The following is a 14,640-nucleotide window of genomic DNA, read 5'->3' on the forward strand; positions in this document are numbered from 1 at the left end:
AGTTACGGTTCTACGGCGCAACGGTTTCGTCGCCAATGGCGTATCGGCTGTCAGTCAGTAGCCAAACCCGATGCGCCCCAGTCCCGGCAGCTTGATCGCCGGCCGGCGCAGGTCGACGCCGAACACCGCGCCGAGGAGATTGATCTCAATGCCTTCGACCCAGCCGATGGTCAGACCGAAATAGCCGCCGAGCGTGACGCGAACACCCGTTCCCGAGGGTGTCGGCCCAAAGATGTCGCCGTCATAGGGGAAGTCCTTGCCGATCGCGGTCGGCGGCATCGCCGCATGCAATTCGGGCACTGACGCCAGCACGGCCGTGACGAACGTGTTCGAATTCGGTCCCGGCCAGGCGCGATAGTCGCCATAGGCCCGCCATTCATAGCCTTCAACCGCGGCACGGATTTTCGGGATCATACCCTCGGCGGTCTTGCCGTCCGCCGCCGCGATCGTGGCCGGCATGTCGCCAAACCAGCGCCCGTCGGCGGCGAATCCGTTGACACGGATGGGTTCTCCCCAAGCCGTATAGTCATAACGGGTGTAGCGCGGCGCATTGGCCTCCTTGACGACGATCCAGCTATGGACCGCAAAAATCCCGCGCCAACGCACTGTTCGCGCAGCAAAAATCCTCACCAGCGCGGCGGGATGGTCCGCAGGCGCCGGCAAAAGACCCGCGCTGGACCGGTCGGCGGCCTGCCAATCGACCGAACGATCCCCAAGAAAATATTTTGTTGCTGATACCGAGATCGGGACAACCAGCATTAACAGCAGAATTATCAACGCTTTTCTCAACCTGGAGGAGACCATGCGGTGGAAGGCTTCATACAACCGTCACTGGCGCCTTTATATAACCGCCATCGGCTCACTTGCCATGAGACGAGTACGCACCATCGAAGTTGTTGAAGGTTGAACTATCCACGCTATTCACAGGAACGCTGATCGAACGCCCAAATTATCCCAACATTATGTGTTGATGCTTCCAAGACAAAATTGGAGGGTTTTGATGAGTTCCAGACCTAATGAAGCCGCTATCGACGAAATCGTCGCAAGCTGCAACGGCGATATTCGCGGCGCGCTGAAGGCCCTCCTGCTGGTCAACGAGCAGCTCGAAGCTGAACTCGCGAAGCTTTACGCCGCAGTCACCCATGGCGGGCCTTTCGAGCGCGGCAGTAATCTCCTGCACTGACCCGAGTCTGATCCAGCTTCGCTGAAATCGGACTTATCCCGAACGCGCATTTTTTCCTCGCGAGCGCCCGCCTTCATGCGGTGGCGGGATGTGCATTCGCGCGTGATCAGATGTCGCGGCCTTCAACCTTTTCGGTCAAGGTCTTGACCAGATCCGGCACTTTCTCGAGGTACGGATTGACGGCGAGTGCCTTGCGGAACGCGTCGAGCGCGCGCTTGTCGTCGCCAAGATCCTGCATGATCATGCCAAGCCCCGCCAGCGCTCCGAAATGGCGGGGTTCGCGGATCAATACCTGCTCAATGTCCGAAAGCGAGTGGGCGTAGTCGTTCTGTAGATAATATATCGTCGCCCGCCGGTTCCATGCCTCGACATAGTCGGGACGCAGCTTGATGACGGCGTCGAGCAGCTTGAGCGCAACGTCCATCTTCTGGGCGTCCATCGCGAATTTGGCGCGCGCCATCAGCAGCGCAGCCGTGTCGCTCGGAGTTTGCATCCACAGCGCCCAGATCCGGGCTTCGACATATTTGGCGCTGGCTTCGTCCGGTGCCGCCCTCAGCGCGCCGAACAGGAAATCCAGTCCGCGCGTGCGGTCGGCGCCGCCAACCTTCGGCAGCTTGCTCGGCGCTTCCGGCAATTTTTTCTGCTGCTTCGGCGGGTTGGCGCCTGGATCCTGCGCGAACGCGGGAAGCGGCGACGCCGCGATAACCGCGGCGAGAAGGATTGCAGACCGGCGGTTTCGCGCGGCAGGGAATCTTGATGCCATCGTCAAAGTCTAGACGCGGCAAAACCGTCTTGCAAAGCAGCAAGATGTGAAGAACGGGGAACTTTGCACGCTGGATCCGGGAGCCGATTAGCCCGACTCAGGCTTGGAACAGCCTGCCCTTGAGCAAGCTTAGCCTTGGCGCGGCTAGGCCTGGCTCAGCCCTGGCGCGCCTTGAAGCGGCGCTGGACCTTGTTGATCACGTAAACCCGGCCCTTGCGGCGGACCAGACGGTTGTTGCGATGACGACCGCGCAGCGATTTCAGCGAGTTACGGACCTTCATGGGACAATCCTGATGCGTTGAAAGGCCGTGTTCGGCGCTATCGTTTGGGGGCCCGAAAGTGGCAAATTGGGATAATCCCGCCAGCGGCCAAACCGCCCGGGACGGCGGGGTTCTAAGCCATCGGCGGGCCGAATGTCAATCCAAACAAGCCTTTTGGAGGCCATTTGGCCGCCAGGGCCGTATTACGCGGCTGACCTTTGCCTGAATGGCCGTCAAATCAGCCGTTCGGGAACTTGACCGTGATCTCGCCCATCCCGACCTCCTCGCCCCTGCCATGACAGGCGCCTTGCCAAATTCGTTATATGGTATAATCAATTTGCCAGGCGTACATCGAAGCAGCCCCGGGGAACGGAAATGTCCAAACTGAAGCTGCCTGATATCGAAAACGTCGTTGCGATCGACATCCATACCCATGCCGAAGAGCCCTGCGGCATGCACGGCGACGACGGCTATGACGATTTCCAGGCGCAGATGGCCGACTATTTCAAGTCGCCGCACAAGCATCCGCCGACCGTACCGGAAACTGCCGCCTATTATCGCGCCAAGAAAATCGCCGCGGTGATCTTCCCGGTCGATGCCGAGCGCGAGACCGGATTCCGCCGCTACAACAATTATGAGATGCTGGAAGTCGCCTCCGAAAACCTCGACGTCCTGATCCCCTTTGTCAGCATCGATCCGCACAAGGGCAAGCTCGGCGTTCGCGAGGCGCGCAAGCTGATCGAGGAATATGGCGTCCGCGGCTTCAAGTTCCATCCGACCATGCAAGGCTTCTATCCCAACGACCGCATGGCCTATCCGCTCTACGAGGCGATCAACGAAGGCGGCGCGATTGCGCTGTTTCACACCGGCCAGACCGGCGTCGGCTCCGGCATGCCCGGCGGCATGGGCATGCGGCTGAAATATTCCAACCCGATGTACATGGACGATGTCGCGGCGGATTTCCCCGACTTGAAGATCATCCTCGCGCATCCGTCCTTTCCCTGGCAGGAAGAGGCACTCTCGGTCGCGACCCACAAGCCGAACGTCTACATTGACCTCTCCGGCTGGTCGCCGAAATATTTCCCGCCAATTCTCGTGCGCTACATCAACAGCATTTTGCAGGACAAGATGCTGTTCGGCTCGGACTGGCCGGTGATCACGCCCGATCGCTGGCTCGCCGATTTCGCCAAGCTCGACATTCGCGACGAGATCAGGCCAAAAGTGCTGAAGGCCAACGCCCGGAGGCTGCTGGGCATCTGAGGCGGGATCATCGATCGATGCCGCGTCAGGCGAGACGGTGATGTCGGATGAACTTCTGTGGAGTGGCGACTTTTGTCGGTGCCCTCCTGATCGGGAGCGCGGTCCCATGTCATGCCGCCCCGTCTGAATCGGCTGCAACCATTGTCGAGTTCGAGAGCCCACTTGCGGGCCGGCAGTCGCTCCAGGGCTATCTGAGGCGGACCAATACCGCCGCCCCCTCGCCTGCGGTCGTGCTCCTGCATAGCTGCAACGGGAATTGGCAACGGCTCGACGAACGCTGGGGAAAGCGGATTGCGTCCTGGGGCTATGTGACGCTCACGGTCGACAGCTTCGGTCCGCGCGGCATCAAGAACACCTGCAGCAGTGGCGCGCCCGTTGACTTGGCCTTCGACGCCTACCGGGCGCTGAACTTTCTGGTGCGCCAGCCGTTCGTCGATCCCGCGCGCGTGGCAGCGATCGGATTTTCGCAAGGCGGCTGGCTCACCCTCACATCGGTCGAGCACGGCATTATCGAACAAACCACACCAGACAAGTTCCGTGCGGCCGTGGCGTTCTATCCGCCCTGCCTCGGATTCAAGGGCAATATGACCGTGCCGGTGCTGATCCTGATTGGCGAGCTTGACGATTGGACCCCGGCCACCGAGTGCCGCAATATGATCGAAGGCCGCGACGATTGGGGAATATCGCGGCAGAAAGGCCAGGGCATTCCGATGCGGCTGATCGTCTATCCCGGCGCCTATCACGGCTTCGATGCGTCCAGCCTCAAGACACCTGTCCAGCTCCTGGGCCATCATCTCGAATTCAACCAATCGGCGGCGGATCAGTCGATCGCCGCCGTCCACGAATTTCTCAATGCGACGATCGGCGGGAAAGAGCAGAACAAGTGACGACGGACATCCCGGAGACGGCTTTGGCTCAGCAAGAGAGCGTGCCCTCGGCTCTCGAAACGTCAGCCACCGGTGAAATCGCCGATATTTATTCCGACATTCGGGCCACCCTTGGCACCAGCGTCGTCAACCTCATCTGGCGCAACCTCGCGACCATGCCGGGGGCTCTGCAATGGACGTGGTCAACGGTGCGGCCGCTTTATCTGGGACCGGCTGCCATGCATGCGGAAGCGGTGCGTCACACCCTGAGCCTGCCGGACGCGCCTGCGCTTTCGATCGACACCTTGACTGCGGCTGGAATCGACCGAACGGCTCGAACGGAAATCCGCACCATCCTGAACAGCTACCATCACACCAACGCGCTCGCCCTTGTGGTCCTGTCGGCGCTGCTCGAGCACTACCACCCAAGCGTCACCGACATCGTTCACCCATCGGAAGCCGCGCCCGTTGCCGCCCAAACCGAACTGCCGAAATTGCCGTCCATGGCATCGCTGCCCGCCGAGGTGCGGCGGCTGATCGAAGAGCTCAATAAATTTGGCGAGGATACCGATCCGTTTCTGATCGCAAGCATGTATCGGCATCTGGCCTACTGGCCGCCTTATCTCGCTGTCGTCCGGACCATGCTCGCTCCCCTGCAGGGCGATGGGCAGTTGACCATGCTGACGCGATCGGCACGCGCGTTGGGTCGTGCCCATGGCCGTATTCTAGCGCGCCATTTGACGCCTGCGCCTCCACCGGAATCGCTGGAACAAGCCCTTGCCTCGTGCCGGCTGTTTGTCGAACATCCGATCGCGCGGATGACAGGGATCTGCGCCATTGTGCGCCGGGCGACACCGGAATAAGCGTGGCGTGCCAAGACCTCAAATCATGACCTCGAAAAAGGGGACATCGTGACGATCAAAGCCGTTGTGTTCGATGCCTATGGCACGCTCTACGACATCCAGTCGGTAGCCGCCATCACCGACGAGGCATTTCCTGGCTATGGCGAGATCATCACGCAGATCTGGCGGATCAAGCAGCTCGAATACACCTGGCTGCGTTCGCTAATGCGGCGTTACGAGGATTTCTCGGTCATTACCCGGGAGTCGCTCGCCTATACACTCAGGATTCTCGGGCTGAAGCACGATGATGGCGTGTTCGAGCGCATCATGGAAAAATATCTGCGGCTCGATCTCTACCCGGATGCAGCCGCAGCGCTTGCAGCGTTGCGCGGCCGCAAGCTGGCGATCCTCTCCAATGGCAGTACCGATATGCTCAACGCATTGGTGCGCAATAGCAGCCTCGACCGCGTGCTGGATGCCACCATCAGCATCGACTCCCGGAAAATCTTCAAGCCGAGCCCGGACGCCTACACCCTGATCGAATCGAAGCTCGGCGTGCCTCCCGCTGAGGTGTTGTTCGTTTCGTCGAACCCATGGGATGCCTGCGGCGCCAAGGCCTTTGGCCTCAACGTCGCCTGGATCGAGCGGGTGACGCCGGAAGCCATGGCGCTGGCCTGCGTGAAAAGCGACCTCGTTGCCCCCTTGACGATGTTCCAGGCGATCCGGATGCAGATGGACGAACTCCGGCTCGAGCCCGACTATCGCATCCACGCATTGTCAGAATTGCCGAAGGTTATCGCTACCCATGAGTCTTGAATCGGTCCGCGCGTTCTTCGCCGAAAAAGCCCCCGACATCGCCGTAATCGAATCGCCACAGAGTTCGGCAACGGTGGCGCTCGCCGCCGAAGCCTATGGCGTCGAGCCGGGGCGGATTGCAAAAACACTGTCCCTGCGGGTCGGCGAGCGCGTGGTGCTGATCGTGGCCGCCGGCACGTCGCGGATGGACAACAGGAAGGTGAAGGCACTGTTGGGAGGCAAGCCGAAAATGCTCGGCCTCGACGAGGTCGCCGACATCACTGGGCACGAGGTCGGCGGCGTCTGCCCGTTCGGCCTGAGGACGCCGCTCCCGATCTACTGCGACGTGTCGCTGAAAGCGTTCGATGAGGTGGTGCCGGCCGCAGGCTCAACCCACAGCGCCGTGCGCATCACGCCGTCGCGGATGGCCGAACTGGTGGACGCTGAATGGGTTGACGTCTGCGAGCACCGTCCCGAAAACGCCCAGGCCTAATCGTCATCGTCGTCCTGTCCGGGCTGCGCGTAGTAAGGCGGAGGCTGCATCGGACGACCACGCGGCACGATCTGTTGTGGCGACGCCTGCTGCGGTCCGCCGGAATTTGGTTCTAATACCGCGCGACATGGCCGGCTCAACAGCGCTATATTTTGCCGCAAGCAACCAACAATGCGGTTCTCGTCGGGAATCTCTGCGCCGCAGAGCCGGAAGACATCCGGCGTGCAGGCCATCTGCTGTTCCGGCGTTCCACGGTGCTCCTGCGCCAGAACGGCAGATTGCATAACCATCGTGAAGCCGACGGCCGCGGCAACGCTCGGGACAATCCGGTGTGTTGGCATGTCCGGTCCTTCCTTTGAATTTCACGACGCACGGGTTCCGGGCGCGCCTTTCGCCTAAAATCGCAAATGAATGAGACTTGGGAAGGTTCGCGCCGCACAACAAAATGTGAATGAGGCTGCTACCGCTACTCGACCTTGCCGATCTTTTTCACGGCCGCGATCAGGCGCGCGCTGTCTTCAGCGACGAATTTCGAGAATTCCGGCGCGTCCATATACGCCACCGGGCTGCCCGCGGTCTCCAGAGGCTTGATCACTTCCGGCGATTTCACGGCCTGCGCCATCGCTTCGCGCAGCCGCGTCATGATCGGCGTCGGCAGCGCGCTTTGCGCAAACAGTCCGGCCCAGATGTAGAACTCGACATCCTTATAGCCGAGATCCCTGAACGTCGGCAGATCGGGAAAACTCGGAATCCGCTCCGCGCCCCAGTTCGCGAGCACCCGCATCTTGCCGTCATCGACCTGCTGCTTCAGCGTACCCGGCGCCGATGCCAATGCTTGCACCGTGCCGCTCAGCAACGCATTGAGCGCGGGTCCTGCGCCGCGAAATGGAATGTGCAAGAGCTTGATGCCGGCATTGGCTGCAAACATCTCCATCGCCACGTGCAGCGTGCCGTACGGACCCGACGAGCCATAGGGTATTTGACCCGGCCGCTTTTTGGCGTCGTCGACGAAATCCTGCAGCGTCTTCCACGGCGCCGACGCCGGCACCGCGAGCAAGGTAGGATCGGCCAGCACGCGCGCGACCGGCGCGAATTGCGAGACTTCATAGGCAGGAGGACGGTCGAACAACCGATCGGCTTCCGGCAGCACGGCCAGTGACGACAGCGTCATCAGCAAGGTGTAGCCGTCAGGCTCGGCGCGGGCGGCCGCCGCATTGCCAATCGATCCGCCGGCCCCGCCCGCGCGGTTATCGACGATCACGGACTTGCCCAGAATATTCTCCAGCGCATGCGCCACCGGCCGCGCGGCAAGATCGGCCTGCCCGCCGGCCGGAAACGGCACGATCATGGTGATATTGCGCTCCGGCCATGCCGTGTCCGCGAAGGCATGATGCGAGAGCGTAACCTGCGCCAGCGGCAACGTTGCCGCGACCTTCAAAAGTTCACGTCGATTCATCGGTCGTTTCTCCCCAGATGTTTTTTGTCGTTGGATGAAGCAACCTAGCTCCAAGCGTAGGGTGGGCAAAGGCGCTCTTCGCCGTGCCCACCGTCTATTCGCCAAACGAACCCTGAATGTCCCTCATGTCCCCTCCCCAATCTACTGCGAGCAATCCACGTTCGACGTAGCGATGGAAACTGCTATGCGGCCAATCGGTCACGCGCGCGACGTGCTTATGCTTTACCGGATTGAAATGGACATAATCGACATGGCGCTCCAAGTCGGCATCATCGCGAATTGCATGTTCCCAATAGCGTCGCTGCCAAATTCCTTTTTCGCGTTTGGCAACCTTGCTTGCCGATCGAGGCATAGAATCAAGCCCTCGGGAAAAGCCGCTTTTGATCAAGCTCCAACGCGTGGAAAAGTCAGCATCGCCTTCAGGCAGCGACCAAACGGCGTGAATATGATCGGGTAAGATGCAGACTGCGATCGTTTCAAACGGCCGGCGTTGTTGGACCGCTCGATAGGCCCGACGAAACTGATCGATCTGATCCACAAGCAGATGGCTCGATCGTTCTGCAAGAACGACCGTGAAAAAGAAGATGCTGCCCTCGAGTTTCGCCCGGCGATATTGCGGCATGCCGCTTCATATCACAAAATGTGGTGGGCACGCTCCGCTTTGCCCACCCTACGTCAACAACTACTTCTTCTTGCCCTTCGCGAAATGTTTGGCGAGAAACTCCGCCAATACCTCGACGCGAGCCGGGCGCGGGCCGCCCGGCGGCATCACCAGATGCACCGCGCCTTCGCTTTGCTTCCAGCCTTTCAGAATCACCTCGACCTCGCCCGACGCGATGGCGTCGCCGACGATGAAGTCAGGCAGATCGGCGATGCCGAGCCCCGCGATCAGCGACGGCATCACCGCTTCGCCGTTGTTGACGCGCAATTGCCCGGCCGGCCGCACGCTCGCCTGCTCGCCCGCGGCGTTGGTGTAGTGCCAGATATTCGGCGTGGAGAGATAGGTGTAAGCGAAACAGCGGTGCTGCGCGAGGTGCATCGGATGCGTCGGCCGGCCGTAGCGTTTGAGATAGGCGGGCGCTGCCACCGTATAGCGCGGCATCGCGCACAGCCGTCGCGCGATCAATGACGAGTCAGGCAGGCGTGCGATCCGCAAGCCCGCGTCAAAACCCTCGCCGATCAAGTCCACCATGGCATCGCTGAGATGAAGATCGATCGAAACGTCGGGGTATTGCTCAAGAAACTCAGGCAGGATCGGCGCCACGACTTTCACCCCGAATGTCATGGGCACCGCGAATCGCACCAGCCCGCGCGGCGCGACCGATTGCGACAGCGCCTCGTTCTCGACCGCCTCGCCGTCGGCCAGAAGACGCGCGGCCCGCTCCGACAGTTTGTGCCCGGCATCGGTCAAGGCCAGCCGCCGTGAGGTTCGGTTGAACAGCCGCGCGCCGAGCCGCTCTTCCAGCCGGCTGACCGCCTTCGACACGGTGGCCTTGGACAAAGCGAGTTCGCTCGCGGCTGCCGCAAACGACCGTAATTCGACGACTTTTGCGAAAATCGCGAGCGCCTCGAAATCCGGGAGTTTTGACATTCGGGACCCTCCCCCGGAGCAATTTTGGAAACAATGAGTTTCAATAGTTTCTATTTCTATACCAACGCCAGGAGCATATCCACAGGCCATCGAAATTACAGGCAATGGAGAGATCCAATGACCAAGAAACTTACAGGCAAGGTTGCCCTCGTCACCGGCGGTTCGCGTGGTATCGGCGCGGCCAGCGCCCGGGCGCTCGCCGATGAAGGCGCCAATGTCGCGATCAGCTACGTCGCATCGGCCGACAAGGCCGAGGCTGTCGTCAAGGAACTGAAAGCGAAGGGCGTGCAAGCACGCGCCTTCAAGGCCGACCAGGCCTCGTCAGCCGAAGTCGACCAACTGGTGAAAGACGTCGCCAAGCATTTCGGCCGGCTCGATATTCTCGTCAACAATGCCGGCGTCGTTGCCAGCGCGGCGGTCGATGATGCCAACAGCGATACTGCGGCACTGGCTCGCCAGGACGCCATCAACGTGCATGGCGTGATAACCGCGATCCGTGCGGCGTCGAAGCTGATGGGCGAAGGCGGCCGCATTGTCACCATCGGCTCGGGTATCGCCACCCGCGCCTCGTTTCCGGGCCTCGCCGATTACGCCGCCACCAAGGCTGCGATCGTCGGTTACACCAAGGGTGCGGCGCGCGACCTCGGGCCACGCGGCATCACCGTCAACGTGCTGCAGCCCGGCTCTATTGATACCGACATGAATCCGAAAGACGGCGGCGACTTCGCCGAAGCCCAGCGCACGCAACACGCGCTGCAGCGCTACGGGACGCCGGAGGAAATCGCCGCCGGTGTCGTGTTTCTCGCCAGCCCCGGCGCATCGTTCGTAACCGGCACCGTGCTCAACGTCGACGGCGGCTTCGGCGCATAACTCAAACCGACCAGGCAATGCCAGGCGCATCGCGCCTGGCGCTCTCCAACAAATTCAACATCAGGGAATATCACATGATCGAACTCAGACCTTTTGCAAAACTCGGCGGCGCCGATCACGGCTGGCTGAAGGCAAAACATCACTTCTCGTTCGGCAGTCACTACGATCCCGGCAATATGGGCCATGGTGCCTTGCGGGTGTGGAACGATGACGAGATCGCGCCGAACACCGGCTTTCCCGCTCATCCCCATGCCAACATGGAAATCATCACCTATGTCCGCGAGGGTGCCATCACCCATCAGGACAGTCTCGGCAACAAGGGCCGCACCGAAGCCGGTGACGTCCAGGTGATGAGCGCGGGCTCCGGCATCCGCCACTCCGAATACAATCTGGAGCCGACCAAGACCAGGATCTTCCAGATCTGGATCGAACCAACAACGCAGGGCGGTCAACCGACCTGGGGCGCCAAGCCGTTTCCGAAACCGGATCGTTCCGGCAAGCTCGTGACCATCGCGAGCGGCTTCGAAGACGACAAGGATGCCCTGCCGATCCGCGCCGATGCGCGGGTGCTGGCGACGACGTTGAAAGCCGGCGAGAGCGCGGAATACACGCCCAACAAAACGCGCAAGCTCTATCTGGTGCCGGCGGCGGGTGCGGTCGAAGTCAACGGCGTTCGGGTCAATGCCCGCGACGGCGCCGCGATCCACAACGAGGCGCGGCTCAAGATCACCGCGCTGGAAGATTCCGAACTGGTGCTGGTCGACGCGGCGTAATCTCAGGTCATCGTCATGCCCGGGTAAAAGCGCGAAGCGCGGCTTCGCGCCAGACATCCCGGGCATCCACGACTTTCCCTCGAAACGAAGACGTGGATGGCCGGGACAGACCCGGCCATGACGTCCTCTTCTACTCACCTCACATCAAACCTCAAACTCACGGAGACCAACCATGACAAAAGTTCTCGTCCTTTATTATTCCGCCTACGGTCATATCGAGAAGATGGCGAACGCGGTCGCGGAAGGTGCCCGCGAAGCCGGCGCCACCGTCGACATCAAACGCGTGCCCGAGCTGGTACCGGCCGAGGTCGCGAAAGCGTCGTATTACAAGCTCGATCAGGCCGCGCCGGTCGCGAAGATCGAAGACCTCCCCAATTACGACGCCGTCATCGTCGGCACCGGCACACGCTTTGGCCGAATGTCATCACAGATGGCGAATTTCCTCGATCAGGCGGGCGGTCTCTGGGCAAAAGGCGCGCTGCACGGCAAGGTCGGCGGCGCCTTCACCTCGACCGCGACCCAGCACGGCGGTCAGGAAACCACGCTGTTCTCCGTCATTACCAACCTCCTGCACTTCGGCATGACCATCGTCGGTCTGAATTACGGATTTGCGGGCCAGATGGAACTCAATGATGTCACGGGCGGTTCGCCGTACGGTGCAACCACGATTGCCGGCGGTGACGGCAGCCGTCAGCCGAGCGAAAACGAACTTGCCGGCGCGCGCTATCAAGGGCGCGTGATCGCGGAAACTGCGAAAAAACTGCACGGCTAACCGCAAGGCCGACTGCATAGCTGATGCGATGGGGGCGGCATTCTCTTTAGCGAATGCCGCCCCCATCTGGTGCTCAGCCTGCAGGGACTTTGCCATGGTCGAAATTCTCTTTTTAGTTCAATTGGCTCGCAATCCGCTTCAGGCGCTTGCGCGACGCTGGTATTGCAAGAGCCTCTATCGCGCCTCGCGAGGACGGCGCCAATGCCGCGGATGCACCGGCTCATGACGTCCTGAAGCGGTGGAACCGAACGGCACCCCCGCCGTTGGGTCACGCGCATTCGCGCCTGGAGATTTTCAAATGACCCAAAAGCCTGATCCCAAGCACACCAAGGCGAAAACCGGCACAGACCATCCCGGCATGATGGGCGACGGCACCGAGGAGCAGAATCTCGGGCAGCCGGGAAACCCCGCCGCCCGCATCAAGCAGGACGAAGTCGACGCCGCTTTCAAAAAGAACGCGACAAAGACAAAATAGCGCAGGCATCCCCAATTGCCGCTGATTCACCTATAAAGGCCGGGCCCGTCGCGCCCGGCCTTGTCATGTAAAGGCGTTGGCGATCACAAACCCCACGGTGAATCCATGAGCAACGTCCTTCAAATCGCATGGCCGGAACTCCCGATCGCAGGGTGGCGCGAGACCTATGAAACGCTGCATCTGTGGACCCAGGTCGTCGGCAAGATCCGGTACGCGCGCTCGCCCTGGCTGAATCATTCCTGGCATGTCGCGCTCTATGTCACCGCGCGCGGCCTGACGACGTCGCCGATCCCAGAGGGCACGCGTACGTTCCAGATCGACTTCGACTTCATCGATCATATCCTCCAGGTATCGTGCAGCGACGGCGCGCGGCGGCAATTCGCGCTATCAGGACACTCGGTCGCAAGCTTTTATGCAGCAGTCATGGCCGCGCTCGCCGAGTTCGGCATTCACATCGAAATCGACCAGATGCCAAATGAATTGCCGGACCCGATCAGGTTCTCGCAGGACACAAGGCATGCGTCCTACGACCCGGACGCGGTGCGGCGCTTCTTCCAGATCCTGGTGAATGCCGATCGCGTATTCAAGCAATTCCGCACCGGCTTTCTCGGCAAGGCAAGCCCCGTACATTTCTTCTGGGGCAGTTTCGATCTCGCCGTGACGCGCTTTTCCGGACGGCGCGCGCCACGTCATCCCGGCGGCGTGCCCAACCTGCCCGATGCGGTGGCCTGCGAAGCCTATTCGCATGAGGTAAGCAGCGCCGGGTTCTGGCCAGGCAGCGGCGCGATCGACTATCCCGCGTTCTATTCCTACGCCTATCCCGAACCGGCGGGTTTCCGCGCCGCGAAAGTCCGGCCCGACGCGGCATTCTTCAGCGAAGCGCTCGGAGAATTCATCCTGCCTTATGACGCCGTGCGCACGTCCGGCGATCCCGACAAGGCGCTGCTTGAATTCCTGCAAAGCACCTATGAAGCCGCCGCCAATGCCGGGAAATGGGACCGCGATGCACTGGAATGCGCGCTGGGTCAGCCGCGCGTGGTGCGAGCGATCTAATTTTCTTCGCGCGAATACGACTTGCCGAGCGCACGCGCGACATGGGCGGCGAGCCGGGGATGGCGGTGAAGCTCGTGCGCGGCGCGATCGCGCAGCGCAAACGGCAGCCCACGCCAGCTCAACGCCGCTGTGATTTCAGCCAGCGCCAGCGGCTCGACGCCAAACCGACGCTTGTAGGCATAATTTCCGATACTGAAATCGAAATGCCGGACGCCATCCTGATGCAATGCCGCCATGGTGCGTTCGATGATCAGCCGGCCGGGCGAACAGTTCGACCATTTATCGCCCGCATTGCTGATGCGCACCATCACATAGTTCGAACCGCTGCGAATCCCGAGCAAGGTTGCGATCACCTCCTCGCCGACCGTCAGCGCGGACAACACGACATAACCGCTGCCGAGATTTTTGCTGACCAGGCTGCGGTAAAACGCGGCGCAGGTGTCGTCATTGAGCATGAATTTGAGCCCAAGATATCGCATTCGCGCGTCCTGCTGGGTCTCCATCGCCAACAACACGCGCAACGCTTCATTCGGTTCGGTTACGATCCGGAACGATGCATCGGGACTGCGCGCAAACACCCGCCAGCTTCGCTCGAGCTCCTTGCGGACCGTTCGTTCCAGCGAATAGCGGTAGGCGTCGAAATCGCCGGCGATCGTGACCACGTTGCCGTTCAGCCATGATCGGCGTGCGCCATCGAGCAGTGTCAGCGGGTTGGTGATGCCGTCCAGCTCAAAAGGCATCTTGCGGAAACGAACCAGATCGGTGCCGCCGGGCAGACGTTTCAACGCAGCCAATAGATCACGCCAGAGCAGACGCACACACGCCGCATCGCGCGGCGCCGCGGCGTGCAACAGCGGGGCGTTGTAATCGGTCAGATTGTGATCTGCGAATTCGACGATCCGGATTCCTCGGCGCACCCTGCGAAGCAGCGGAAATACGGCAGCCAACTCCGACGTCACCGCATCCGAGACGATCGCAATCACCGGCTCCATGTCATGAAAATCGGCAAATGCCTGATACCACGCGTCAAACCAGCGACGGTTCTGAAATGGCGTCAATGCACGGACATTATCGCATCGTGCTGAAACCTGCCGCCAGTCGCGGACGAGCTCGACGCGGAATCCGGCCGCGCGCGCGGTGGCCCGCGCGCCCAGCTTTACCGCCCCTGCCGCCAAAGCCGTCATTGTA

The 14,640-nt window shown here is 61.2% G+C and carries 19 protein-coding genes; 11 read left to right on the forward strand and 8 right to left on the reverse strand.

Features of this window, described 5'->3' with window-relative positions:
* Positions 1-54 precede the first annotated feature (54 nt).
* Positions 55-759 (reverse strand): DUF3750 domain-containing protein, encoded by a 705-nt coding sequence (locus BLV09_RS18155; protein ID WP_433994429.1) that lies wholly within the window; start codon positions 757-759, stop codon positions 55-57.
* A gap of 241 nt (positions 760-1,000) precedes the next feature.
* Here BLV09_RS18155 and BLV09_RS18160 point away from each other — a divergent pair, with 241 nt between their 5' ends.
* On the forward strand, positions 1,001-1,183 hold the full coding sequence (locus tag BLV09_RS18160; RefSeq protein WP_100383759.1) for a hypothetical protein: 183 nt from the start codon (positions 1,001-1,003) through the stop codon (positions 1,181-1,183).
* A gap of 106 nt (positions 1,184-1,289) precedes the next feature.
* On the opposite strand, the gene BLV09_RS18165 is transcribed toward BLV09_RS18160, so the two are convergent.
* Together BLV09_RS18165 and ykgO are read right to left on the reverse strand one after the other, a co-directional pair.
* On the reverse strand, positions 1,290-1,946 hold the full coding sequence (locus BLV09_RS18165) for a tetratricopeptide repeat protein (protein ID WP_100383760.1): 657 nt from the start codon (positions 1,944-1,946) through the stop codon (positions 1,290-1,292).
* A 155-nt stretch (positions 1,947-2,101) separates the two neighbouring features.
* Positions 2,102-2,227, reverse strand: a complete 126-nt coding sequence (ykgO, locus tag BLV09_RS18170; protein ID WP_002718645.1) for a type B 50S ribosomal protein L36 — start codon at positions 2,225-2,227, stop codon at positions 2,102-2,104.
* A gap of 354 nt (positions 2,228-2,581) precedes the next feature.
* Between ykgO and BLV09_RS18175 the strand changes: the two genes are divergently transcribed.
* The 5 genes from BLV09_RS18175 to BLV09_RS18195 are packed head-to-tail and all read left to right on the forward strand — an operon-like array spanning position 2,582 to position 6,462.
* Complete coding sequence (locus tag BLV09_RS18175; protein ID WP_146688322.1) at positions 2,582-3,466, forward strand: amidohydrolase family protein; 885 nt, start codon at positions 2,582-2,584, stop codon at positions 3,464-3,466.
* Positions 3,467-3,513: 47 nt separating this feature from the next.
* Entirely contained in the window at positions 3,514-4,353 is an 840-nt protein-coding gene (locus BLV09_RS18180) for a dienelactone hydrolase family protein (RefSeq protein WP_146688323.1), read from the forward strand.
* Positions 4,350-5,195: a hypothetical protein gene (locus tag BLV09_RS18185; protein WP_146688324.1), complete on the forward strand. Its 846-nt coding sequence runs from the start codon at positions 4,350-4,352 to the stop codon at positions 5,193-5,195. The genes BLV09_RS18180 and BLV09_RS18185 overlap by 4 nt, the downstream gene beginning before the upstream one ends.
* Before the next feature lie 48 nt (positions 5,196-5,243).
* Positions 5,244-5,990 carry a haloacid dehalogenase type II gene (locus BLV09_RS18190; RefSeq protein WP_146688325.1) on the forward strand — a complete coding sequence of 249 codons (747 nt, stop codon included), beginning with the start codon at positions 5,244-5,246 and terminating at the stop codon, positions 5,988-5,990.
* Positions 5,980-6,462: a YbaK/EbsC family protein gene (locus BLV09_RS18195; RefSeq protein ID WP_146688326.1), complete on the forward strand. Its 483-nt coding sequence runs from the start codon at positions 5,980-5,982 to the stop codon at positions 6,460-6,462. The genes BLV09_RS18190 and BLV09_RS18195 overlap by 11 nt, the downstream gene beginning before the upstream one ends.
* Here the strand turns inward: BLV09_RS18195 and BLV09_RS18200 are convergent.
* From BLV09_RS18200 to BLV09_RS18215, 4 genes are all read right to left on the reverse strand, one after another.
* A complete protein-coding gene (locus BLV09_RS18200) occupies positions 6,459-6,803 on the reverse strand; it encodes a hypothetical protein (RefSeq protein ID WP_100383766.1) in 345 nt (114 codons plus the stop codon). The genes BLV09_RS18195 and BLV09_RS18200 overlap by 4 nt on opposite strands.
* Before the next feature lie 125 nt (positions 6,804-6,928).
* Complete coding sequence (locus tag BLV09_RS18205; RefSeq protein ID WP_146688327.1) at positions 6,929-7,918, reverse strand: Bug family tripartite tricarboxylate transporter substrate binding protein; 990 nt, start codon at positions 7,916-7,918, stop codon at positions 6,929-6,931.
* A gap of 94 nt (positions 7,919-8,012) precedes the next feature.
* The gene (locus BLV09_RS18210) at positions 8,013-8,540 is read right to left on the reverse strand and encodes an REP-associated tyrosine transposase (RefSeq protein ID WP_167558778.1); all 528 of its coding nucleotides are present in this window, start codon (positions 8,538-8,540) and stop codon (positions 8,013-8,015) included.
* Between the two features lie 60 nt (positions 8,541-8,600).
* Entirely contained in the window at positions 8,601-9,509 is a 909-nt protein-coding gene (locus tag BLV09_RS18215; RefSeq protein WP_100383769.1) for a LysR family transcriptional regulator, read from the reverse strand.
* Positions 9,510-9,626: 117 nt separating this feature from the next.
* Between BLV09_RS18215 and BLV09_RS18220 the strand changes: the two genes are divergently transcribed.
* From BLV09_RS18220 to BLV09_RS18235, 5 genes are all read left to right on the forward strand, one after another.
* Positions 9,627-10,379 (forward strand): SDR family NAD(P)-dependent oxidoreductase, encoded by a 753-nt coding sequence (locus BLV09_RS18220; protein WP_100383770.1) that lies wholly within the window; start codon positions 9,627-9,629, stop codon positions 10,377-10,379.
* A gap of 74 nt (positions 10,380-10,453) precedes the next feature.
* On the forward strand, positions 10,454-11,152 hold the full coding sequence (locus BLV09_RS18225) for a pirin family protein (protein ID WP_146691182.1): 699 nt from the start codon (positions 10,454-10,456) through the stop codon (positions 11,150-11,152).
* Positions 11,153-11,324: 172 nt separating this feature from the next.
* Complete coding sequence (wrbA, locus tag BLV09_RS18230; protein WP_146688328.1) at positions 11,325-11,924, forward strand: NAD(P)H:quinone oxidoreductase; 600 nt, start codon at positions 11,325-11,327, stop codon at positions 11,922-11,924.
* Between the two features lie 298 nt (positions 11,925-12,222).
* Positions 12,223-12,399, forward strand: a complete 177-nt coding sequence (locus BLV09_RS37330) for a hypothetical protein (RefSeq protein WP_167558779.1) — start codon at positions 12,223-12,225, stop codon at positions 12,397-12,399.
* A 105-nt stretch (positions 12,400-12,504) separates the two neighbouring features.
* Positions 12,505-13,452 (forward strand): DUF5996 family protein, encoded by a 948-nt coding sequence (locus BLV09_RS18235; protein ID WP_146688329.1) that lies wholly within the window; start codon positions 12,505-12,507, stop codon positions 13,450-13,452.
* On the opposite strand, the gene BLV09_RS18240 is transcribed toward BLV09_RS18235, so the two are convergent.
* Entirely contained in the window at positions 13,449-14,636 is a 1,188-nt protein-coding gene (locus tag BLV09_RS18240; protein ID WP_146688330.1) for a GNAT family N-acetyltransferase, read from the reverse strand. The two genes, BLV09_RS18235 and BLV09_RS18240, sit on opposite strands and share 4 nt — an antisense overlap.
* Between the last annotated feature and the right edge of the window lie 4 nt (positions 14,637-14,640).

Source organism: Bradyrhizobium canariense (genome assembly GCF_900105125.1).
Lineage (GTDB): Bacteria > Pseudomonadota > Alphaproteobacteria > Rhizobiales > Xanthobacteraceae > Bradyrhizobium > Bradyrhizobium canariense_A.